The 21,082-nt window shown below is 58.8% G+C and carries 19 protein-coding genes and 2 pseudogenes; 14 read left to right on the forward strand and 7 right to left on the reverse strand.

What is annotated here, in order from left to right:
- The first annotated feature begins 350 nt into the window (after window positions 1–350).
- The 8 genes from AC1DVE_RS19115 (at window position 351) to AC1DVE_RS19150 (ending at window position 7,899) form a co-directional block, all read left to right on the forward strand.
- Window positions 351–1,127 carry an ABC transporter substrate-binding protein gene (locus AC1DVE_RS19115; protein ID WP_223459416.1) on the forward strand — a complete coding sequence of 259 codons (777 nt, stop codon included), beginning with the start codon at window positions 351–353 and terminating at the stop codon, window positions 1,125–1,127.
- A gap of 92 nt (window positions 1,128–1,219) precedes the next feature.
- A complete protein-coding gene (locus tag AC1DVE_RS19120; protein WP_223533718.1) occupies window positions 1,220–1,909 on the forward strand; it encodes an ABC transporter permease in 690 nt (229 codons plus the stop codon).
- A 14-nt stretch (window positions 1,910–1,923) separates the two neighbouring features.
- Window positions 1,924–2,622 (forward strand): ABC transporter permease, encoded by a 699-nt coding sequence (locus tag AC1DVE_RS19125; protein WP_223459420.1) that lies wholly within the window; start codon window positions 1,924–1,926, stop codon window positions 2,620–2,622.
- 8 nt (window positions 2,623–2,630) lie between these two features.
- Window positions 2,631–3,743 (forward strand): succinylglutamate desuccinylase/aspartoacylase family protein, encoded by a 1,113-nt coding sequence (locus tag AC1DVE_RS19130; RefSeq protein WP_223459422.1) that lies wholly within the window; start codon window positions 2,631–2,633, stop codon window positions 3,741–3,743.
- Window positions 3,744–3,761: 18 nt separating this feature from the next.
- The gene (locus AC1DVE_RS19135; protein ID WP_223459424.1) at window positions 3,762–4,526 is read left to right on the forward strand and encodes an ABC transporter ATP-binding protein; all 765 of its coding nucleotides are present in this window, start codon (window positions 3,762–3,764) and stop codon (window positions 4,524–4,526) included.
- A gap of 119 nt (window positions 4,527–4,645) precedes the next feature.
- Window positions 4,646–5,554, forward strand: coding sequence for a MurR/RpiR family transcriptional regulator (locus tag AC1DVE_RS19140; protein WP_223459427.1), 909 nt, complete (start codon window positions 4,646–4,648; stop codon window positions 5,552–5,554).
- A gap of 319 nt (window positions 5,555–5,873) precedes the next feature.
- Window positions 5,874–6,998, forward strand: coding sequence for an acyltransferase family protein (locus tag AC1DVE_RS19145; RefSeq protein WP_223459428.1), 1,125 nt, complete (start codon window positions 5,874–5,876; stop codon window positions 6,996–6,998).
- A gap of 463 nt (window positions 6,999–7,461) precedes the next feature.
- The gene (locus AC1DVE_RS19150) at window positions 7,462–7,899 is read left to right on the forward strand and encodes a winged helix-turn-helix domain-containing protein (RefSeq protein WP_223459430.1); all 438 of its coding nucleotides are present in this window, start codon (window positions 7,462–7,464) and stop codon (window positions 7,897–7,899) included.
- On the opposite strand, the gene AC1DVE_RS19155 is transcribed toward AC1DVE_RS19150, so the two are convergent.
- Both AC1DVE_RS19155 and AC1DVE_RS19160 read right to left on the reverse strand, forming a co-directional pair.
- Window positions 7,866–8,222 (reverse strand): hypothetical protein, encoded by a 357-nt coding sequence (locus AC1DVE_RS19155; protein WP_317850430.1) that lies wholly within the window; start codon window positions 8,220–8,222, stop codon window positions 7,866–7,868. The two genes, AC1DVE_RS19150 and AC1DVE_RS19155, sit on opposite strands and share 34 nt — an antisense overlap.
- A 150-nt stretch (window positions 8,223–8,372) precedes the next feature.
- Entirely contained in the window at window positions 8,373–8,618 is a 246-nt protein-coding gene (locus tag AC1DVE_RS19160) for a hypothetical protein (protein WP_223459432.1), read from the reverse strand.
- Window positions 8,619–8,935: 317 nt separating this feature from the next.
- Here AC1DVE_RS19160 and AC1DVE_RS19165 point away from each other — a divergent pair, with 317 nt between their 5' ends.
- The 3 genes and pseudogenes from AC1DVE_RS19165 to AC1DVE_RS19175 all read left to right on the forward strand — a co-directional run bounded on the left by AC1DVE_RS19165 (window position 8,936) and on the right by AC1DVE_RS19175 (window position 12,198).
- Complete coding sequence (locus tag AC1DVE_RS19165; RefSeq protein WP_223533717.1) at window positions 8,936–9,610, forward strand: alginate O-acetyltransferase AlgF; 675 nt, start codon at window positions 8,936–8,938, stop codon at window positions 9,608–9,610.
- Window positions 9,611–9,628: 18 nt separating this feature from the next.
- Window positions 9,629–11,037: pseudogene (locus tag AC1DVE_RS19170) on the forward strand (MBOAT family O-acyltransferase).
- Window positions 11,037–12,198: pseudogene (locus AC1DVE_RS19175) on the forward strand (alginate O-acetyltransferase AlgX-related protein). Before AC1DVE_RS19170 ends, AC1DVE_RS19175 begins: the two co-directional pseudogenes overlap by 1 nt.
- Here the strand turns inward: AC1DVE_RS19175 and AC1DVE_RS19180 are convergent.
- Genes AC1DVE_RS19180 through AC1DVE_RS19195 form a run of 4 tightly spaced genes read right to left on the reverse strand, consistent with a single transcriptional unit; the run spans window position 12,195 to window position 15,765 of the window.
- Window positions 12,195–13,034, reverse strand: coding sequence for a sugar phosphate isomerase/epimerase (locus tag AC1DVE_RS19180; RefSeq protein ID WP_223459437.1), 840 nt, complete (start codon window positions 13,032–13,034; stop codon window positions 12,195–12,197). The pseudogene AC1DVE_RS19175 and the gene AC1DVE_RS19180 sit on opposite strands and share 4 nt — an antisense overlap.
- A gap of 1 nt (window position 13,035) precedes the next feature.
- Window positions 13,036–14,277: an NAD(P)/FAD-dependent oxidoreductase gene (locus AC1DVE_RS19185; RefSeq protein ID WP_223533716.1), complete on the reverse strand. Its 1,242-nt coding sequence runs from the start codon at window positions 14,275–14,277 to the stop codon at window positions 13,036–13,038.
- Between the two features lie 18 nt (window positions 14,278–14,295).
- Window positions 14,296–14,616, reverse strand: coding sequence for a MocE family 2Fe-2S type ferredoxin (locus AC1DVE_RS19190; protein ID WP_007991153.1), 321 nt, complete (start codon window positions 14,614–14,616; stop codon window positions 14,296–14,298).
- A 36-nt stretch (window positions 14,617–14,652) separates the two neighbouring features.
- Window positions 14,653–15,765 (reverse strand): fatty acid desaturase family protein, encoded by a 1,113-nt coding sequence (locus tag AC1DVE_RS19195; RefSeq protein WP_223459440.1) that lies wholly within the window; start codon window positions 15,763–15,765, stop codon window positions 14,653–14,655.
- 181 nt (window positions 15,766–15,946) lie between these two features.
- On the opposite strand from AC1DVE_RS19195, the gene AC1DVE_RS19200 reads away from it, so the two are divergent.
- The gene (locus AC1DVE_RS19200) at window positions 15,947–16,996 is read left to right on the forward strand and encodes a substrate-binding domain-containing protein (RefSeq protein WP_477784131.1); all 1,050 of its coding nucleotides are present in this window, start codon (window positions 15,947–15,949) and stop codon (window positions 16,994–16,996) included.
- Window positions 16,997–17,027: 31 nt separating this feature from the next.
- Here AC1DVE_RS19200 and AC1DVE_RS19205 read toward each other — a convergent pair whose 3' ends face one another.
- Window positions 17,028–19,031: a sigma-54 interaction domain-containing protein gene (locus AC1DVE_RS19205; RefSeq protein ID WP_223533720.1), complete on the reverse strand. Its 2,004-nt coding sequence runs from the start codon at window positions 19,029–19,031 to the stop codon at window positions 17,028–17,030.
- A 211-nt stretch (window positions 19,032–19,242) separates the two neighbouring features.
- Here AC1DVE_RS19205 and AC1DVE_RS19210 point away from each other — a divergent pair, with 211 nt between their 5' ends.
- On the forward strand, window positions 19,243–20,265 hold the full coding sequence (locus tag AC1DVE_RS19210; protein ID WP_223459443.1) for a Gfo/Idh/MocA family oxidoreductase: 1,023 nt from the start codon (window positions 19,243–19,245) through the stop codon (window positions 20,263–20,265).
- Entirely contained in the window at window positions 20,262–21,050 is a 789-nt protein-coding gene (locus tag AC1DVE_RS19215; protein WP_477784132.1) for a TIM barrel protein, read from the forward strand. The genes AC1DVE_RS19210 and AC1DVE_RS19215 overlap by 4 nt, the downstream gene beginning before the upstream one ends.
- The last annotated feature ends 32 nt before the right edge of the window (window positions 21,051–21,082 follow it).

The following is a 21,082-nucleotide window of genomic DNA, read 5'->3' on the forward strand; positions in this document are numbered from 1 at the left end:
CAGCCTGGCTGGCATTTTCTTATAGTTGCACTGAACGACAGGTATGCCGGGCTGGACCAGAATCCAGTGTGAGCTTATCCCGACAGCGCAAAAACCTTGATACCGGAATGAAAAAACGGGCGCCTTATCGGCGCCCGTTTTTTGTTCAAAGGTTCGGTGGCATAGGTGGGGTTACTGTCCACCAGTACCCTGCATGCCGCCTCGTTTTGATATGTTTTTTTTCACTATGATTGATTTATGATTTTTATTATGTCATTTATACCCTCGTGAATCATCGGGACAGTCCACATTGCCAGACCGGACGGCAGCCCTCCCTACCACCCAAACGTCCCATCCAAGGAGTCAACAATATGTACAAGACAGAACTTCTAGGTGCTCTGGCACTGTGCGTCGCAAGCTTGCTGGCACACGCCGACGACGACAGCCTGCGTATCGGTATCGAAGCCGCCTACCCACCCTTCTCCTTCAAGACGCCAGAGGGCAACGTCAGTGGCTTCGATTACGACATTGGCAACGCTCTGTGCGAAGAGATGAAGGTCAAATGCGAGTGGGTCATCCAGGAATTCGACGGCATGATCCCGTCGTTGAAAGTGCGCAAGATCGATGCTGTTCTGTCGTCGATGTCGATCACTGAAGACCGTATGAAGTCGGTCGATTTCAGCAAAAAGTACTACCACACGCCGGGCAAGTTCGCGATGAAGTCCGGCAACGTGATCAACGACCCGCTGGTCGATCTCAAAGGCAAGAAACTCGGCGTGCAACGCTCCTCGACCTATGACCGTTTCGCCACCGAGCAGCTTGAGAAAGCCGGTGTCGAGGTCGTGCGCTACTCCTCGCAAAATGAAGCCTTCCTCGATCTGGCGTCGGGTCGTCTGGACGCCACGCTTGCAGACATCGTCAACACCGATGAGAGCTTTATCAAAACACCATTAGGTAAAGGTTTCGTGCTGGCAGGACCAGACATCAACGATCCGAAATACTTCGGCAGAGGCGCCGGGATCGCGGTGCGAAAAGGCGACAGTGCGAACGCTGCACGCCTGAGTGCAGCGATTGACGCGATCCGCGCCAATGGCAAGTACCAGCAAGTGATGGGCAAGTACTTCGCCTTCGATATCTACGGCGAATAAGCCTTACTCCGAAACCCTGGCGCCGGCCCCTTGCGGGCGCCGCTTTTGGCTTGTCTCGCGCGCCTCCCGGCGCTCGCTTGAGGAATTTCATCATGCTCCACGGCTACGGATCGAGCATTCTCGATGGCGCCTGGCTGACCATTAATCTGGCCCTGACCTCCATGACCATGGCCATTTCCCTGGGACTGATCGGCGCGGCCTTTCGTTTGTCGCCGTTTAAATGGCTGGCGGTCCTGGGCGAAGGTTATACAACCCTGATTCGCGGTATTCCTGACCTGGTGTTGATCCTGCTGATCTTCTACGGCGGCCAGGATCTGATGAACCGCATTGCCCTCGCACTCGGTTACACCCAGTACATCGACATCAATCCCTTCATCGCAGGCGTCTGCACCATGGGTTTCATTTTCGGTGCCTATCTCTCGGAGACCTTTCGTGGCGCCTTCATGGCGATCCCTAAAGGTCAGGGCGAGGCTGGCGCGGCCTATGGCATGAATGGCGCCCAGGTGTTCTGGCGAATTCTGGTGCCGCAGATGATTCGTTTCGCCATTCCCGGGTTCACCAACAACTGGTTGGTGCTGACCAAATCCACCGCGCTGATCTCGGTGATCGGTTTGCAGGACATGATGTTCAAAGCCAAAAACGCAGCGGACGCCACCCATGAGCCGTTCACGTTTTTCCTCGCGGTTGCCGCGCTCTACTTGATGCTGACCAGCGTGTCATTGCTGGTGCTGCGCTATCTGGAAAAACACTACTCGGTCGGCATCAAAGCCGCCGAACTGTGACAAGGAGCACACCCATGATTCTCGACTACAACCTGATCTGGGAAAACCTGCCGCTGTATTTCAACGGCGCATGGGTGACCCTGAAGGTGCTGCTGATTTCCTTGGCCGCCGGCCTGGTGCTCGCGGTTCCCATAGCGCTGATGCGCGTATCCCGATCACCGCTGATCAACTTCCCGGCCTGGCTCTACACCTACGTGATTCGCGGCACCCCGATGCTGGTGCAATTGTTCCTGATCTACTACGGGTTGGCGCAGTTCGAAGCGGTACGCCAAAGCGCGTTCTGGCCATATCTGTCCAGCGCCACCTTTTGTGCCTGCCTGGCTTTCGCAATCAATACCAGCGCCTATAGTGCGGAACTCCTGGCCGGCAGTTTGAAGGCCACGGCCCACGGCGAGATCGAAGCCGCCAAAGCCATGGGCATGTCGCGCCTGACCTTGTACCGCCGCATCCTCCTGCCGTCGGCCTTGCGCCGGGCGCTGCCGCAGTACAGCAACGAAGTGCTGATGATGCTGCAGACCACCAGCCTGGCGTCCATCGTCACGCTGGTGGATATCACCGGAGCCGCGCGAACCGTCAGTTCGCGTTTCTATCTGCCGTTCGAGGCGTTCATCACTGCCGGCCTCATCTACCTGGCCCTGACCTTCATCCTGGTTCGTCTGTTCAAGCTGGCCGAGCGCCGCTGGCTGGCCTATCTGGCACCGCGCAAGCACTAAGGAGCTTTATGAAGCACATTCAATACCTTTTGCCGTGGAGTGCATCGGGCACAGAACGAAAGTTGTCGCTGTTTCGTTTTGGTAGCGGGACGCGCAAGGCCTACATCCAGGCATCCCTGCATGCCGATGAGCTGCCGGGGATGCGCGTCGCTGTCGAACTCAAGCGCCGTCTGCAAGAACTGGAAGAGCAAGGTCGCCTGAGCGGAGTGATCGAGCTGGTGCCGATGGCCAATCCGATTGGTATCGCCCAGATGTTCCAGGCCACCCATCAGGGGCGCTTTGAATTCTCCAGCGGGAAGAACTTCAATCGCGACTTCCCGGAGCTCGCCGAGGTCGTGGCGCAGCAACTGGAAGGTCAACTGGGCGACGATGCCAACGCCAACATCGCACTGATCCGCCGCGCCATGATCGATGCCCTCACAAACATGCCGACACCGACATCGGAACTCGATGGCTTGCGGCGTCTGTTGATGCAGCATGCCTGTGATGCCGATGTAGTACTGGACCTGCACTGCGACTTCGAGTCGATCATGCTGCTGTATGCCATGCCGCAAAACTGGCCACGCTTGCGCTCATTGGCCGCCCGCCTCGGCGCCGGCGTGGCCCTGCTGGCCGAGGCCGCGGGAGGCAACGCCTTCGATGAAGCCTGCGCAATCCCCTGGCTGCACCTGGCCGAGCGCTTTGCGCAAGCCAGTATTCCGCTGGCGTGCGTGGCCACCACGATTGAATTGCGCGGCATGGCCGACACCGAGCGCGAGCAATGCGTCGACAGTGCACAAGCCATTCTCGGCTATCTCGCCGAGCAAGGCCTGATCAACGGAGACTGGCCTGCCGCGCCACCGAGCCGTTGTGAAGCGACACCGTTCGCCGGCGCGCAGTATGCCTATGCGCCGCACCCGGGGGTGGTCAGTTATCTGCAACCGTTGGGTGCCCACGTCAAGGTCGGCGATCCACTCTTCGAAGTGATTGATCCGCTGACCGATCAGCACAGCGTGGTGCACGCCAGCACTGACGGCATCCTTTATGCCCGTGAACGTCTGCGCTTTGCCCAGCCCGGTTTGTGGCTCGCCAAAGTGGCCGGCAGTACCGCCATTCGCCAAGGCCGCTTGCTCAGCGACTGACTCCAGAGAGTTGAAACCATGTACAAACTTGAAATTCAGGATCTTCACAAAAGCTACGGCGCCCACGAAGTGCTCAAGGGCGTGTCCCTGGAAGCGAAAGCCGGTGACGTCATCAGTATTATCGGCTCCAGTGGTTCTGGCAAAAGCACCTTCCTGCGTTGCATCAACCTGCTGGAGCAGCCCAACGCTGGCAACATCGTACTCAATGGCGAACAGCTCAAACTGGTGACCAATAAACTCGGCGGGCTCAAGGCTGCCGAACCCAGGCAGCTGCAGCGCATGCGTTCGCGGCTATCGATGGTGTTTCAGCACTTCAACCTCTGGTCGCACATGAGCGCCCTTGAAAACGTCATGGAAGCTCCGGTGCATGTGCTGGGCATTAACAAGAAAGAAGCCCGGGAAAAAGCCGAGCACTACCTGAACAAAGTCGGCGTGGCGCACCGCATGGACGCCTGGCCGGCGCATATGTCCGGTGGTGAGCAGCAGCGCGTGGCGATTGCCCGTGCACTGGCCATGGAACCTGAAGTGATGCTGTTCGATGAACCGACTTCGGCACTCGACCCCGAACTGGTCGGCGAAGTACTTAAAGTCATGCAGGATCTCGCACTCGAAGGTCGCACCATGGTGGTCGTGACCCACGAAATGGGCTTTGCCCGCGAGGTTTCCAATCAACTGGTGTTTCTGCACAAGGGGCTGGTCGAAGAGCGCGGCAATCCGCGTGAAGTGCTGGTCAACCCGCGGTCCGAACGCCTCCAGCAGTTTCTGGCCGGGAGTTTGAAGTAAGAGCGCCGCCCACTGCTCGGCGCTGCCCTGACAAGGTTGGCTTCGGATACACTCCAGCCAACCTTGTCAGGGCATCAGGCACAGCCCTTCTCTCACCTTCAGGAAATGTTGAGCCGGATATGCCAACCCCATCGAAAGACACCACTGTCTATGCCGCGCCGGTCATGCGCAAACTGACGGAAATCGTTTCCGAACTACCGCCGTCACTGCGCAAGGTGGCGGACTTTATCCTGCGTCACCCGCTCAAAGCCGCGACGCTGACCATCGAGGAGATGGCTCACGAAACATTGACCTCACCCGCCGCCGTCAACCGCCTGGCCAAAGCGCTGAACCTCGGTGGTTACAGCGGCATGAAGGCCGAGCTGGTCGCAACGTTGCAGCAAATGGTGTCGCCGGTCGACAAGCTGCGCAACGAACTTGCCCATCGCCCGGGCGGCGCGTTTGGCCTGCATGAGCAAATCCAGAGCGCCAGCAGCAACCTCGCCACGGCGGCGACCAACAACCATGAAGATGCCTTTGAAGCGTTCGTCACCCGCCTGACCGAAGCGCGTAAAATCTACATCCTCGGCTTTGGCAACAGCGTCTACTTCGCCGGTCTGGCCGCCTCGACCCTGATGCCCTTCTGTGCGGACGCCACCGCCATCAGCATGGAAGGCGGCAACGAAAACGCCGCTTACCGTCTGGCCGCAATCACCGATCAGGATGTATTGCTGGCGATCTCCCTGCCGCGCTATTCCCTCGACACCCTGCAACTCGCACGTTTTGCCAATGAGCGCGGCGCCTCGGTGCTGGCAATCACCGACTCACCCGCATCGCCTCTCACCAGCATTGCCGAACACGTGCTATTTGCCCCCGCCGACCATCCAGTATTGACCAGCTCCAACATCGCCGTGCTCGCATTGATCGAAGGATTGGTGGCGGGTGTGATGGCTCGCAATAAAGAAGCCGTCAAGCTGGCGACAGAGCTGACCGAGAGTGTGATGTCTTACCTGCATATTCCTTCCAGCAGTAAATCGACGAAAAAGTAATATTTCTTGGGGGGAGTCGCCCCCCGTAACACTGCGTACATCCTTGATGTCATGGTGCACGCACGACTACGCGCCTGGCGACACCATGCTGAAATCGGGAACAGGCGGGTTTAGAGCGGGCGTAAAAAGCCGAATCAGTCGCCGGCCACGGGGGAAGATTTGCAGCAATTACTGCGGTGTGATGCTCAAGTCCGCATCGCTTCGAATGTGGATCGTCCTGAAGAAAAACGACTGGCCACCGACTTATCGACAGCGCATGGCTTAGCTTATAGAATCGCGCGCCGAAAAAAATAAAACCTTCTTGATTCGCAGGTAGCGCATGACACCCTCCGTTAGCGAAACAAAGAATCTGGACATCGAGGTGTTGCGAGCCTATGCCATCGCTATTACTTTCGTTGCCCATCTCGGTCTTTTAAATCCGGATTGGTTTAAATGGACTACCTATTTCTGGCTGGGTGGAGGGGTAGATTTATTCTTCTGCATTTCCGGATTCCTTATAACGACATCATTGATAAAAGCATTGAACCAGCAAGATCAGTTCCTGCGTTTTGCCGGATCTTTTTGGACAAGGCGGTTGTTTCGATTGTGGCCCGCAGCGATCTTCTGGTCGACCATAACGCTGGCAATTTCATTTACCTTTGACGTCTCCAGGACATTTGGCTCACAAGAGAACATGGTAAATTCCTGGACATTCGGCATGTTGAATATCCAAAATATATACATCTGGTACACTAAAAACTCAAACAGCGTAACTCCACTATGGCACTACTGGAGCTTGTCGCTAGAAGAACAGTTCTATGTAATTCTCCCCATCATTCTGTTCTTCGTCCCTAATCGCAAATTATTGATCATCCCTTTTCTTGCAGTGGCAATTTACCATTCCACGCAGATACGTCCGTGGGGTACATTGCTTTGGTTTATTCGAAGTGACGCATTGCTTTACGGCACCCTAATCGCGTTGGCCTGGCATTACTACCCACAGCGGATATCAAGTATTTTCTCTGCCAACAAGAAAAAAACATTACAACTTGCATTATTGATCTGCATCCCCCTACCCATCATCACAGCAAAAATCGGCTGGACCCCCTACTACATGGGACTTGTCGCGATCACTTCAAGCCTGGTTGTGCTTCTGTGTTCGGGAAATCTAAACCTTACGGGCTCACATGGCCGCCTCCGAAAGATCGCCATTTACATCGGATCGCGCTCTTACTCCATTTATCTTGTTCACAACCCCATATTTGCAATTGTAAGAGAAATATGCCTTCAGTCAGGGTATACGGATCTCACACTTGAAACCGATAAAATATTTGCCGTCCTCATAGCGCTAGCACTAACTGGAGTGACTGCAGAGTTTTCCTACCAATTTGTGGAAACTCCACTTAGAAATTACGGGTCGCAGCTTTCGAAAGCAAAATTCAAGCGGGTGATGTTGGCCAACTAATGCTACTGGAGTAGCCGTCCTGATCAGCGAGACTGATTCAACGCGACGCGGTATTTTTTCAAAGATCTCGAGTCGCTGACTGCCAAGGATGCCAGCCGAACACTCAAAATAAAAAGGGGTCGGGGCGGAGTGCCCCCCCCTGGCTCCCCATCTTCTTTTTCATACTTCTTGAAAGCTTCGAGAGTTTCGAGAGTTTCACTCTGGACTTTTCCAAGCAGGAAAGCGGCGACGTGGCAGTGCTACGGCCTGAACTGGTGACGGTCAGCCACTTGTTTGTACGCCAGTCGGCAGAGTTGGCGGCAGCAGTGACTCACCGAATGCTGAAGACCTTGCTCGGCAATCACTGGCATCCTTCAGTGGTCCTCGACCCCTTTAAGTCCGCCCTTGCGGTTTTTTTTCGCGCACTACTTACAGTGGGCGCACTTCTTGGTGCTACGCTTTTCTTGTGCATGGAGAAAGCGCGATGCCAAACGATCTTACCCCCGCCCCGCTCAATCCTTCCGACGAAGACTTTATTGCCCTCGAACATACTATCGATGAGGTTGCTGCCTGGATCGACCAGCGCGGTTCTACGCGTGTATCTGATCGCATCAATATGCCAAAGTTACAAACCTGGGTGTTCAACAAACCCCAACGCCTGCTTTCTAACAATCTAACGATTATCAATTTAACTCGCATGGAATGCGCAGTGCTTGACTTATTAACAAGCAGCGAGGAGCGCGTTATCAGCAACGAGGAAATCCTTATGAAGTTAAATAAAGACCCTTATAATTACAAAGGATTGCCCATGTGCCTCAGTAGACTGCAAGCGAAATTCAAGAAGATCACTAAAGGCGACAACCTCCTCCGTTCAGTAAGAAGTCGTGGTTACTGCCTTATCCAAATAATAAACTCTGAATGAGCTTTAAGTCTCTGATTCATGGCTGAGACCTCTTTCACGAAGCAATGGCTCGCGATCAAGGCGATCAGTCCTTGATCGCCGCCGGTGATAGCGCCAATTCCTTGGGCCCGCGCCAGTCCATCGCAAGTTACTCCGCTTGGGCTGCAAAACAGCAGGAGCTGACGGAGCAAGCCATCTGATAGCGCAGGAAGCGATAGAAGGAAGCAGCCAAAAAACGCCGCGCCGGGCATCGAAAAATTCACGCTTGAAGTTGCCAGCATGTTCAAACCGGACCTCAGCGGGTGATGAAAGAACATGGCATCAACAACCAGCAGGACATTCACCAACGGCTGCTGATCAACCTGATCAATTCAGACTACGATACAGCGGCATGGATGCAAGGGAATGTCACGACACCTTATGAGACAAGCAAAAAGTTGTCGCGAGCATTTAAGGACAAGAGCCTGGCGGAGTTAAAGCGCGATCCCGGAGACCTACCGAGCGATACTCGGTGATTGTTTTGTCCAGAGGAGGTTTATGGCATCTGTTTCAAGTCTCAGGTTGTTACCGACCCTGAGCCAGAACAGTACGTCGTTAGGCGTTAACAAACTGAAAAAAATCCAGTGCCCCGACCCATCGGCCTTTTCCTCTACGTCTGCAACGTACAGCGCGACCTCGCTTTCGCTAAGTTCCAAGGCATCGGAGATTTCTCGCTGTGTCGGCTTTCTTACGCTGCTCATGGTGAAATCCATTTCTTGAACAAAGTGCTGAAAGCATAGCTGAACACCAAAACCTGGAGCCTCCGCCTGTCGCATCCAGTCACGGAGGGCGGCGCATGCAATGGAGGCGTCAGGGCATCGCTTTGGGTGGATGCCCAGGTGAAACACACCTGGCCAGGCAAGCGGTCATGACTTTACCCAGCGCAGCGCCATGTGTCCCGAACACGACCCCGAACAAAATTAATATTGAGCCTGCAGGTGAACGACGGGGGAGGAGTCGCTATGCCCGATTTTCAAATGGAACCCGCCGACACCGTCAGCAGTACAGGAGCCGGCAAATGACCCGATCCGCATGTGGCTGGGCGCTGTTCGCGCCCTTGATGCTGAGCCTGCACGCCCAAGCCGCCGACATTGCCCTGTACCCGACGGGCCCGGATCAGGACTCGGCCTTCCTGCGTGTTATCAACGCTGCCGACCGACCCTTGCAGCTGCTGGCCGAAGGCTCTCGGACAAGCCTCAAACTGGAAGGACCGAATGCCGTGTCCGACTACCTGCCCGTGCCCGCCAACCAGCCGATCAAGGGCACCCTGGAACTCAACGGCAAAAGCCAGCCGCTGGACATCCAGGTGGCAGCCGGCGAATTCGCCAGCGTGATCGCTTTGCCAGACAGCGCTCAAGGTATCCGCCAGGTCGTCATCCGTGAGCAACCCGACGACTTCAATAGCCTGAGTGCCTCGCTGGCGTTTATCAGCGCCGATCCAGCGTGCACCCAGGCCGGTTTGCGCGCTGCGTGGAAGAACGCCGACCTGTTCAAGGAGGTGGCCGACGGCAGCGTACAACGCCGAGCGATCAACCCGGTCAGCCTGTCGGTGCAATTGGTCTGCGCCCAAACCAACGTCGGTGCGCCGCTTGACCTGGGCCGGCTCAAGGCCGGCGAACGCTACAGCGTTGTGCTGCTACCTGGCGCAAACGGCCCATACCTGCTGCTCGCGACTGACGTCCTGGCTCACTGATCGGATCGCGCCACCACCATGGCTTTTGCCTCTCTCGAGTTTCTGACGTTGTTCCTGCCGCTGTTCCTGTGTGCCTATGCACTGTGCCCGGCGGCCTGGCGCAACGTCACGCTACTGATCGGCAGCTGGCTGTTCTATGGCTGGCTGAGCCCACGGTTCCTCGCGGTGCATGTGGTGCTGACGATCACGGCGTGGGTCGGCGGCTTGCTGATTGACGCCCTGCGGGAAGAAGGCAAGGGCCGCGTGCGGCTACTCGCGACGCTGATCGTGCTCAACACCTCGGTGCTGTGCTGGTACAAGTACGCCAACATCGTTGCCGGCACCTTAATCGATGCCGTCACCGGGTACGGCGCCATGCCCCTGGACTGGCAGCGGGTCGTCATGCCCGCCGGGCTGTCGTTTATCGTCTTGCAGGCGATTTCCTATCTGGTGGATGTACATCGCCGTACCGTGCCGGTTGAACGCAGCTTCATTAACTACGCCACCTATATTTCGATGTTCGGCCATTCGGTCGCCGGCCCCATCATTCGCTATGACTGGGTTCGGCGCGAGCTGAATCAGCGTTACTTCAACCGGCAGAATTTCTCGCTGGGCGCACGCCGCTTCATGGTCGGGATGTGCATGAAGGTCCTGGTGGCCGACACCCTGTCGCCGGTGGTCGACGTTGCGTTCAATGTACAGAACCCCAGCTTCTCTGACGCCTGGGTCGGCTGCCTTGCCTATTCCTTGCAACTGTTCTTCGACTTCGCCGGCTACAGCGCCATGGCCATTGGTCTGGGCCTGATGCTGGGCTTCCACTTTCCCGAGAACTTCGACCGTCCTTATCTTGCCAACAGCATCCAGGACTTCTGGCGCCGCTGGCATCTGTCGCTGTCCAGCTGGTTACGCGTCTATCTGTATATTTCGCTGGGCGGCAATCGCAACGGCACCTGGAAAACCTACCGCAACCTGTTCCTGACCATGGCCATTGCCGGCCTCTGGCACGGTGGCGATAGCTGGACTATCTGCTGTGGGGCTGCGCCCATGGCCTCGCGTTATGCGTTGATCGTGCCTGGAACCGCTCCACCCTGCCCGCTGTACCGCCGGTGCTGTCCCATGGCCTGACTCTGCTGTTTGTGTGCCTGGCCTGGACACTGTTCCGCGCCCCCGACTTACATAGCGCGCTGAGCCTGTATGCCGGACAGTTCGGCCTGCAGGGCATCGCCCTCGGTGACGAACTGTCCACGACCCTGCGCCCGGTACACGGCATTGCGGGTTTGCTGGGTGTGTTCGGTGTCGTCGCACCGCTGCTGCGCACTTACTGTGAGAAACGACTGGGCGGCCTTTTGCTCTACGCCGCCGCCCTTTGGCCCATCGCCGGTTTCATGCTGTCGTTCGCACTGATCGCCAGTCGCGAAACCGTCCCCTTCCTGTATTTCCAATTCTGATGACGATCCCAAAGCACACCCCGCCCCCCACTCAGCCAGATGATCCGACGACACGCAGCAGTCGGTTGGCAGGCGTAGCGCTGCTGATATTCCTGGTCGTCGGGCTGCTGTCCACTGGCCGTCTGCTCGTTTCAGGGCAGATCTCGCTGCTACCCGATAAAGTGCTGACCACGCAGATTCTTGACGGCGATATCACCCATCGGATCGCCAAGGAACTGTCGAACGCTCACTTTCCCACCACGCTCACCGAGCTGGAGCGCGGTGCCAGTTGGCTGCTCCTTAGCGACACGGGGCCAAGGGTTCGCTCGGGTTGTCCTGACTGGCTGTTTTTGGCCGATGAACTCAAGATCAATCACCAAGCGCAGCGCAATGCCGATGCCAATGCCAAGGTCCAGGCAGTGATTGATCTAAAGCAGCAACTCTCCCAGCGAGACATTAGCCTGCTGGTGGTCATCGTTCCCGACAAGAGCCGCATCGCTTCCGGGCAGCTTTGCGCACTGTACCGCCCAGCCGCTCACGAAGGGCGCATCCAGGCCTGGACCTCGAAGCTGGATGCGGGTGGCGTGTCGAATCTGGACCTCACCGGTGCGCTCACGCCACTGGGGGCCAGTGCCTGGTTGCGCACCGATACGCACTGGAGCGAATCCGGCGCGAAGGCCGCGGCCGAGGCTATCGCGCAGCGACTGAAGAGCCTGGGCATCAGTGCAACGCCACGCAGGTCGTTCAACGAAAGTCATGCCCCGCTCGCGGTGCGACCTGGCGATCTGGTCCATCTGGCGGGCATCGACTGGCTGCCGCTCAAATGGCAACCCGCAGCCGAAATGGTCGCCCAGACCAGCACCGACGAACTTCCCGTTGCGTCAGCCGCCAGCCCTGACACCGAGGCAGACCTCTTTGGCAATGCCGACCTCCCCGACACCGCACTCATCGTGCACTTCATTCTCACGCAACGCCAACTTCGCAGGGTTTCTGCAGCAGGCACTGGGCGCCCCCGTAGGTAACTTCGCCAAAGACGGCGGAGCGTTCTCTGGCGCTGCAAACAGCTACCTCAACAACCCGGCCTTCAAAGAAACGCCGCCAAGGCAAATCATCTGGGAGATCCCGGAGCGGGACCTGCAGTCGGCTTACATCGACCCCATTGCCTATCGCTCATTGCGCTAAGGCAATCGCATCCGGCAGTCGCTCCAAACCCCACGGATCAGCGCCTTCAAGATCAACGCCTCCTCCCAGCGATCCGTGATGTCACGCCCATCAGCCCCCGTGATCGCATAGGGTGGCGGGCCGAGTTCGCAGGTGAAGGACAGGCTGGCGGGTGTGTTCGGGCGGGCCAGCCAATCCTCGATCCCGTAGCGCCACCAGCCCAGGAATCGGTCCAGCCAGGGCCGATGTTGGGCGAAGCTCAAGGCCACCTGGACCTGTTCGCCGTTGGCAACCCGACCGTGAAAGCCCCAACTGTGGCGCAGGATGGTGAGGATCTGTTCGTCGTCTTCAGCCGTGGCCGACTCAGGTAATTCCCGGCCCACAACGTAGTGGGACAAGTCGGCCAACAGTTTGAGGTCAGGCATTTGCGCGAGAATGTCGAGGGTGAACAACAGGTCGCTGGTGAGGCGATAACGGTGGGTTTCCAGCAGGATCGGAAAGTCCACCTGCTCGGCCAGACGCTGCCAGCCTTCGATCAGTTCGATGGCTTGCGCCAGCGTGCGCGGCCGGACGTCGGCCTGCAACGTGAGGTGGTGGCAGCCGTAGCGGGAAACGACATCGAGCGCGGCCGCCAGATCATCCACGGTCCGGGGGAACAGTTGACCTTCGATTTGCAGGCCTTGCGCCTTGGCGGCGGCGCTCAGGCGTGCAGCCTGTGGCGCCTTCCAGAAATGGTCGGTGATGCCGTCGAAACCGGCGGCGGCGATTTTCTCCAGTAGCGCTTCAATGGAAAGGTCGCATTGGCCACGGTGATCTTGCATGGCCCACAAGGACTGAAACACCAGGAATTCGCGCATGTCAGTTCCTCGACAATTGTTTGAGCGATACATCGGCATCGGCTAAAGCGACCACCGAGAGGGGGTTATGGTTGGCGATCAGCCGTTCGCATAACTTGATGTCCTTGGCGACGCTATTGCCCTGGCCCCAGCCGCAAGCCCCCAGCAGACGTTGTTCGGCATCGAGGTAGAACAACAGGAAACCACCCCCCGGGGTTGTCCGGCTCGCCGTCGGTTCAGTGTTGGCGATGACGCCCACGGTTTGCAGCCCCCAGTCGTACTGATCGGACCAAAAACCGGGAATGACGTCGAAGGGCTGCTCGCCCCCCAGCAGGTTCAGAGCGGCGTGACGGCCCTGGGTTTCGGCGTTGCGCCAGGTTTCCTGACGCTGGAAAACCCCTTGCGGGTGCAGACGAAATTCACAGACGTCGCCTGCCGCAAAGATATCCGGCGCACTGGTGCGCAGCTGCGCATCGACGCGAATGCCCTGACCAACCTCCAACCCGGCGGCCATGGCCAACTCGGTGTTGGGTTGCATGCCGATGCCCACCACGACCAGGTCGCAGGGCAACAACTGGCCGTCGACCAATTGCACCGCTTCAGCGCGGGTGGAGCCCTGCACCGTTTCAATCGCCACGTTCAGCCGGACATCCACGCCCTGGCGGCGATGCAATTCCAACAGGACACTGGACAATCGCTCCGGCAGGACGCGGCCCGCCAGGCGCGGCCCGGCTTCGAGCAAGGTCACCGTGCAACCCAGGGCACGGGCGGTGGCGGCGACTTCGAGGCCGATAAAGCCACCGCCGATGATCACCAATCGGGCGCCTGGCCGCAGCGAATCGCGCAGTGCGACCGCCTCGTCATGGGTTCGCAGATAAAGTACGTTGGGCAGATGCCCGGGCACCGAGGGCAACAGCCGCACCCTGCCCCCGGTCGCGAGCAACAGACGGGCGTAATGCAACCAACTGCCGTCGGCCAACTGCAATCGATGCTGCTGCGGATCGAGGTTTTTCACCGGGTTAGCGGCCAGGTGTTCGATGTCCAGTGCAGCAAGTTGAGCGCTATCGCACAAACTGCAACCCGCCAGTTCAACCGTGCCCTGTAACAGCCCTTTGGACAGCGGCGGACGTTCGTAGGGCGGGTGGAGTTCGTCGCCGATAAGGATCAGGCGACCGCGATAACCTTCGGACCGCAGGGTCAGGGCCGCGCGGCCACCGGCATGCCCGGCGCCAACGATGACCAGTGGAGCATTGGCAGGATTCATGGCACAGACTCCGAGCAGTTAAACCGAAATAGCGAGCAAGACACGCCCCGCCTCGACCCGGACCGGATAGGTCTTGAGGTTGACGCACACCGGCGCACCCAGGGCTTTGCCGGAGCGGTAGTCGAAACGTCCGTTGTGCTTGGGGCACTCGATGACATGTTCCATCACCAGGCCGTCCGCGAGGTGGATGGACTCGTGGGTGCACAGGCCTGCGGTGGCGAAGAACTCGTCGTCTGCCGAGCGGTAGACGGCATAGGTGTGCGGACCATGGTCGAAACGAATGACATCTTCTTCATTTATTTCGCCCACGGCACAGACATCGATCCATTGATCGGTCATGGCGTTTTCTCTTGTAGTGGTACAGCCAGGAAGGTGTCAGGCCGGCGTTGCTTCAGGCTCTACCTGAGCGGTGGCGGCCGGCGCTGCGCGTTGTGGCAAAGGGCGACGGACATAATGGGTCGGGTCTTTGCGCTGCTTCCAGATGGTCGGAAGGATTTCTTTGAAGGCCTCGAACAGGCTGGCGTACGGCGGCGGGCAGTCGTGACGAATTTCTTCGTGAAGCTGCGCCAGCGCATGAAACGGCACCATCGGGTACATGTGATGCTCGAGATGATAATTCATGTCGAGGTACAGAAAGCGCAGCAGCGGGTTCATGTAAATGGTCCGGCAGTTGCTGCGATGATCGAGCACATCCTCGGCCAGGCCGACATGCTGCGTCAGGCCGAACAGGTAGGACAGCCAGCCGCCGTACAGGGTCGGCAAACCGATAAACATCAGCGGCAACCAGCTCTGCAGATACACTGCCGCCGCCAGAGTCAGCCCATAAATCACCAGCCAGATGCGCGCCGCCGTAAAGACCTTGGGCCACTCGGACTCGGGGATGAAGGTCTGCTCCTCTTCAGCCATTCGCCCGGACGCATGCCGGCAGACCGACCACATCGTCTTGATTGCATAAGGCATCCTGAACAGGCTCAGCACCATCATGATCAGGCTCGGCGGGCGCGGCTCGACGATCTCCGGGTCGCGCCCGACGATGATGGTGTCGGTGTGGTGCCGGGCGTGGCTCCAGCGCCAGACATGGGGCTCGAACATGAACATGAAGCTCGACAACTGGTAGACCGCATCATTCATCCAGCGGGTTTTGAATGCCGTTCCGTGACCGGTTTCGTGCCAACGGGCATTGGACGCCGTGCCGTAGAGCAGCCCATAGGCGAAGAAGAACGGAATGCACGCCCAGGAGCCCCAGAACCAGTAACCACCGAACCCGGTGACGACCATCGCCAGCAGCCAGATCGCGGTGTCGCGCAAGGCCGGGCCATCGCGGCGCTGCATCAGTTCCTTCATGCGTTTACGGGGAATGGGAGATTGATACCAGTTAGCCGAAACCAGGCCTTTTTGCGCTGCTTTAGCGGCTTCGGGCCCCGTCAACCGATAATCCCGAGGCACGGGTTTACCGGAGTTTTCAGATGCTGCGTGTTGTTCAGGCATTTTATTGTTCTCCGCAAGCTTGATGGTTTAAGGCACTTGCTTCGATGCGGGATCACATCGCTTGAGAAAAGATAGAGAGCACAAAGATTACCCTCAAGCCCTTGAATACATTCCCTATCAAGCTATCATCCAGGCCCATTGCAGCTTGATAGTTTTCTATCAAAGCGCCTGGGGGCTCGCCATGAACAACACTAAACGCCCAACCATCGCCACTGTCGCCGAGCATGCCGGTTTGAGTGTCGCCACCGTGGACCGGGTGCTCAATGCCAGGGCTCCGGTGAACCCGGCTACCGCCGAGCAGGTGTTCCAGGCCGCCGAGGCGGTTGGTTATTTCGCGGCCAGGCTGATCGGCCAGCGGATCCGCGAACGGCGCCCCAGTTATCGTTTCGGCATCCTGTTGCTCGGCACCGCCCAGGCGTTCTACGCCAACGTTGCCGCCGCCATCACCGAGGCGGCACAGCGTCAGGCCGGCGCCAACCTCATCTGCCAGTTCGAGTACGTCTTCGATCGCTCACCCAGCGCCATCATTGCCCAGATCGAACAACTGGCAGTGCAGTGCGATGGCCTGGCGGTGGTCAGCTTCGCTCACCCACTGATCAACGCCGCCATCGCTCAGATCAGGGCCGCGGGCGTGCCAGTGATCGCACTGCTGTCCGACATCCACGAGGCGGCAAATGAGCCTTATGTCGGTCAGGATAATCATGTAGTCGGACGCACCATGGGCTGGCTGCTGGCTCATACCTGCGGTGCCCACAAAGGCAGCGTCGGGGTACTGCTGGGCGGCCACCGTTTTCTCGGCCACCAGGCGCGGGTGGAGGGGCTGCGCAGTTATCTGACGGAGCACGCACCGGGGTTGCAGCTACTCGAAGCGGTGATCAACCTGGATAACTGTGACGTCACCGAAGAGGCCACTCTGGAACTGCTGACGCGACATGACGACTTGCGGGGTTTGTGCGTGGTCGGCGGTGGCGGCGACGGCATCATCAGTGCCCTGTCGCAGCTACCAAAGCAGCCGTCGCTGTGCAGCATTCTTCAGGAATCGACCGAGCTGTCGCGCCAAGCCCTGGCCCAGGGATTGATCAGCCTGGTCATCGACTCCCAGCCGCGATTGCTGGCGGCTGCGCTGGTCGACTTGCTGATCGAACTGCAAACCACACCGGACTTCGATCCTGTCCGGCATCGAATCCATATTCCACTGCAGATCATGACTTGCGAGAACGCTCGAGGCTGAACCTGTGGCGAGGGCGTTTTTGGTTAACCCCTCAGCGCTCGGGTCCCGAGCGGAACGCATCGGCACTCAACCCAAACCGGTTCATCTTGTTGTACAGCCCGCCGCGGGAAACGTTCAGCTGTTTGGCGGCCAGGCGGATGTTGCCGCGGGTATCCTTGAGGGCCGTGATGATCGCGTTCATTTCATGGGTGCCGAGGTCCATGGCCGCCCGAGGCTCAGGCACGTTTCCCGGCGCCGAAGGCCGCAGTCTTTGCTTGATTTCGAGCGGTAGGTCTTCGGGTTGAATCAGTTCGGTCACTGCCAGATTGGTCGCCCGTTCAATGGTGTTTTCCAGCTCGCGAACATTGCCTGGCCAGTGGTAGGCGCAAAGAATATCCAGCGCCTGCGGCGAGATGCCCTGCACCGATTTGCGCAGCGAGCGTGCGCAACGACCAAGAAAATGTTGCGCCAGCAAGGGCACATCCTCGCGGCGCATCCTCAGGGGTGGAACCGTCAGATTCAGTACGTTGAGCCGGTAGTAAAGATCCTCACGGAACGCACCATCGGCCACCGCCTGACTCAAGTTGCGGTGGGTGGCGGCGATGATGCGGACATTCACCTGCCGGGATTTCTTTGCGCCCACCCGCGTCACCTCGCCTTCTTGCAAGACGCGCAGCAGGCTGACCTGGGCATCAAAAGACATGTCACCGATTTCGTCGAGGAAGATCGTCCCGCCATCGGCCAATTCGAACTTGCCAGCCGAACCGCCACGGGCCGATCCGGTGAAGGCGCCCTCGACATGCCCGAACAGTTCGCTCTGCACCAAATCTCGCGGAATGGCCCCGCAATTGACCGCCACAAACGGACCACTGCAGCGGTCACTGCCGTTATGAATCGCCTGGGCGAACAACTCCTTGCCGGTGCCGCTTTCGCCCAGGATCAGTGTGGTCGAGTCACTGCGACTGGCAATCCGTCCCAAGTGCAACGCGTCCTGAATGGCTCGCGAAGTGCCCTGAATGGTTTCGAAGGTGTAGCTGGCCTGAGTGCCGATGATCCGCCGGGTAATTTCCCGGATGCGTCGGTTCTCCCGCAGCGAAACGATGCGCCCGCCTTGTTCCAGTGAGCACACGGACACCAGGCACGCCAGCTGGCTGCGATCATGCAATTCAAAGGTGCAATCCAGATCTCTTATCCCTTCAGACTGCTGCCCTTCCCCGCCGCGCAGCAGAACCTCATTGGTCAGTTCGCTCCGGCCCAGACGCTGGAACGGACTGCCCAGCAAATCCAGGCCCACGCGAAACAATTGCCGGGCATAGCGGTTGAGCGCCTTGATGCAGCCGCGCTCATCCAGCACCACCAGTCCCTCGTTCAGCACTTCAAGCACGGTTTGTTGTTCTTCCAGCAAGGCCTGCAGCGCCATCTGCCGCGAAACCGCTTCGGCTGCGGCCTGGACGGTGCCCAGAGTATGGAAATGAAACCAGCCGGGCTCTGCGGTCAGGGTCAGCATGGCCAGTGTCCGGCCCTGGGCATCCCGGATCGGCGCGGCGGCACAATGCATGCGCCGCCGACGCAGATCGACCCCGAAGTTTTCCTCGGCCAGCACATACACCAATCGGTCTTCGGCAAGCGCCAGCCCCGTGCAGTTGGTGCCCTGCACCGACTCCAGCAGTTGGCTGCCCACCGGTGTGAGATCGAGGCCGCAGGAATACAGCATCGTTCCTTGGGCATCGGTCAGATTGATATGACCTCTGGGATTGTAGGCCAGCAATCCGCGCATGACCTCCGCTGCCGCTGCGATCAACGCGCGATTGGCTGCCAGCGTCGCGGCCAGATCGGTGGGGGCGACAAACCGGTACGCACCATCCTCAGGGTTGAGGCCTGCACTGACGCTGCGCAACCAGGAGTCCCAAATCACCTGCCTGACCCCGGCAGGTCGATCGATACACCCTCTCAGACACGCCAGCCAGGCCTGTTCCAGCTCTGCGATCGGTCCTTCGTTCAACGACGCCGGTCCGATTGCGGCGATGTAATCGAGGTCTTGCGCGCTGAAGGCCATCGGCTGTGGATTCACTCTGCGTCCCTATGTTCATATTTTCGACATGTCAGTATAGACATGTCATCTGAATGAACACTTAATTCAAACAACTATTATTAAACCATTAAATATCAATCACTTAAAAATTGGCATGGCGCTTGCTCCCTGCTTTGTACCAGCGAGGACATTCCTGCTGTCGAGTCGTTGAACAACAATAAAAGGGAGTCATTTCATGAGTGCATCCAAAGTCATCCGCCTGGGTCTCATCGGCGCCGGCCGCATGGGCAGCTTCCACGGTCAGACCGCGGCCCGGAACATTCCCGGTGCCTGCCTGACCGCCATCGCCGACCCGACACCCGGCCAGGCCGCGCGCCTCGCCGCAGAGTTGGGTGTACAGCGGGTCTACACCGATCCACAGCAATTGCTCGATGACCCGGAAATCGACGGCGTGTTGATCGCCGCCCCGGCCCGCAGCCATGCCGAATTGGTGATTAGTGCAGCACGGGCCGGCAAAGGGGTGTTCTGTGAAAAACCCATGGCCATTACCCTGGACGAAGCCGACCGCGCCATCGCTGCGGCTGCCGATGCGCGAGTGACGCTGCAGGTCGGCTTCAACCGCCGCTTTGCCAAAAGCTTCCGGGCGGCTCACCTGGACGTGGTCGCCGGACGTATCGGTACGCCGCAACTGCTGCGCTCGCTGACACGCGATCCAGCCCTGAACAATCCCGCCGCCTCGCCGCAGTGGGTGATTTTCCTCGAAACCCTGATCCATGACTTCGATACCCTGCGCTACCTCAATCCCGGCGCCGAAGCGGTTGAGGTGTTTGTCATGGCCGATGCCCTGATCGCTCCGGACTTCAAGGACAAGGGTTTGCTCGACACAGCTGTGGTCACGATCCGTTTCGACAACGGCGCCATCGCCACCGCCGAGGCGAACTTCCAGGCGGTGTATGGCTACGACGTTCGGGGCGAAGTGTTCGGCAGCGCCGGCATGCTGAGCATGGGCAGCGTCAATGACTCTGACCTGGTTCGCTACCTGGCCACTGGCATCCAGGCAGACACCCAGCGTTTGGACACCGACCTGTTGCGTGATGCCTACGTGGCCGAGCTCAATCACTTTGTCGACTGCCTGCGCAGCGGCGAAAAACCACTGGCGAGCGGCGAAGATGCGAAAGCCGCACTGGCCATTGCCCGCGCCTGTATCGAGTCCTTCCAGCAGGGCAAAGCGGTGCGTGTGCAAGGAGGCCGTCCATGAGTTTCACTCCGTTCAAACTGGCGATCAGCGCCGAAATGGTGTTCCTCGACCTGCCGTTCACCGAACGGGTCAAACGCATTCACGCACTGGGCTTCAGCGCCGAAATCTGGAGCTGGACGACCAAAGACATTCCGGCGCTGGTCGCCACCGGCGCTGACTTCACCTCCATGACCGGCTACATCTCGGGCAATTTGACCGACCCCGAGGACATCCGGCACCTGCTCGACAGCGCACGGGAATCGCTGGCCGTTGCCGCCCAATTGAACTGCCCGAGCCTTAACCTGCATGGCACGGGTCTGGGCGATAAAGGCTTGCCAGTCAAACCCGTGGCTCACACCACCGGACGCATGTGGTTGAGCGCCTGCAAGACCCTGGAGAAAATCGCTCGCCTGGGCGAAGACGCCGGCCGGGTGTTCCTGCTGGAAAACCTCAATACCGAGGTGGATCACCCCGGCACGCCGTTCGCTCGCGCCGACGATACCCTGGCGCTGATCGAGGCCGTGGGCAGCCCTCATCTGAAGATGAACCTGGACCTTTACCATGCGCAGATTGGCGAAGGAAACCTGATCGAACTGATCCAGCGCGCCGGCAGCGCCATCGGTGAAATCCAGGTCGCTGACGTCCCTGGGCGCATGGAACCGGGCACCGGCGAAATCCATTACCCGGCCATTGCCAAAGCCTTGTTCGGTATGGGATACACCGGTGTCGTCGGGCTTGAGGGCTGGGCCAGCGGCGACAGCGAAGCGGCACTGGAACGTTTCCGGCAAGCGTTCACGCTGGGTTGAGGAGCCTGCGGCGCGCCTGGACGTTGACTCTA

It is taken from the genome of Pseudomonas sp. P4_B4, from assembly GCF_056402255.1.

Bases quoted from the DNA above. Each gene is read 5' to 3' on its own strand.
- AC1DVE_RS19115 (WP_223459416.1), top strand. From the start codon at position 351: ATGTACAAGACAGAACTTCTAGGTGCTCTGGCACTGTGCGTCGCAAGC.
- AC1DVE_RS19120 (WP_223533718.1), top strand. From the start codon at position 1,220: ATGCTCCACGGCTACGGATCGAGCATTCTCGATGGCGCCTGGCTGACC.
- AC1DVE_RS19125 (WP_223459420.1), top strand. From the start codon at position 1,924: ATGATTCTCGACTACAACCTGATCTGGGAAAACCTGCCGCTGTATTTC.
- AC1DVE_RS19130 (WP_223459422.1), top strand. From the start codon at position 2,631: ATGAAGCACATTCAATACCTTTTGCCGTGGAGTGCATCGGGCACAGAA.
- AC1DVE_RS19135 (WP_223459424.1), top strand. From the start codon at position 3,762: ATGTACAAACTTGAAATTCAGGATCTTCACAAAAGCTACGGCGCCCAC.
- AC1DVE_RS19140 (WP_223459427.1), top strand. From the start codon at position 4,646: ATGCCAACCCCATCGAAAGACACCACTGTCTATGCCGCGCCGGTCATG.
- AC1DVE_RS19145 (WP_223459428.1), top strand. From the start codon at position 5,874: ATGACACCCTCCGTTAGCGAAACAAAGAATCTGGACATCGAGGTGTTG.
- AC1DVE_RS19150 (WP_223459430.1), top strand. From the start codon at position 7,462: ATGCCAAACGATCTTACCCCCGCCCCGCTCAATCCTTCCGACGAAGAC.
- AC1DVE_RS19160 (WP_223459432.1), bottom strand. From the start codon at position 8,618: ATGAGCAGCGTAAGAAAGCCGACACAGCGAGAAATCTCCGATGCCTTG.
- AC1DVE_RS19165 (WP_223533717.1), top strand. From the start codon at position 8,936: ATGACCCGATCCGCATGTGGCTGGGCGCTGTTCGCGCCCTTGATGCTG.
- AC1DVE_RS19180 (WP_223459437.1), bottom strand. From the start codon at position 13,034: ATGCGCGAATTCCTGGTGTTTCAGTCCTTGTGGGCCATGCAAGATCAC.
- AC1DVE_RS19185 (WP_223533716.1), bottom strand. From the start codon at position 14,277: ATGAATCCTGCCAATGCTCCACTGGTCATCGTTGGCGCCGGGCATGCC.
- AC1DVE_RS19190 (WP_007991153.1), bottom strand. From the start codon at position 14,616: ATGACCGATCAATGGATCGATGTCTGTGCCGTGGGCGAAATAAATGAA.
- AC1DVE_RS19195 (WP_223459440.1), bottom strand. From the start codon at position 15,765: ATGCCTGAACAACACGCAGCATCTGAAAACTCCGGTAAACCCGTGCCT.
- AC1DVE_RS19200 (WP_477784131.1), top strand. From the start codon at position 15,947: ATGAACAACACTAAACGCCCAACCATCGCCACTGTCGCCGAGCATGCC.
- AC1DVE_RS19205 (WP_223533720.1), bottom strand. From the start codon at position 19,031: ATGGCCTTCAGCGCGCAAGACCTCGATTACATCGCCGCAATCGGACCG.
- AC1DVE_RS19210 (WP_223459443.1), top strand. From the start codon at position 19,243: ATGAGTGCATCCAAAGTCATCCGCCTGGGTCTCATCGGCGCCGGCCGC.
- AC1DVE_RS19215 (WP_477784132.1), top strand. From the start codon at position 20,262: ATGAGTTTCACTCCGTTCAAACTGGCGATCAGCGCCGAAATGGTGTTC.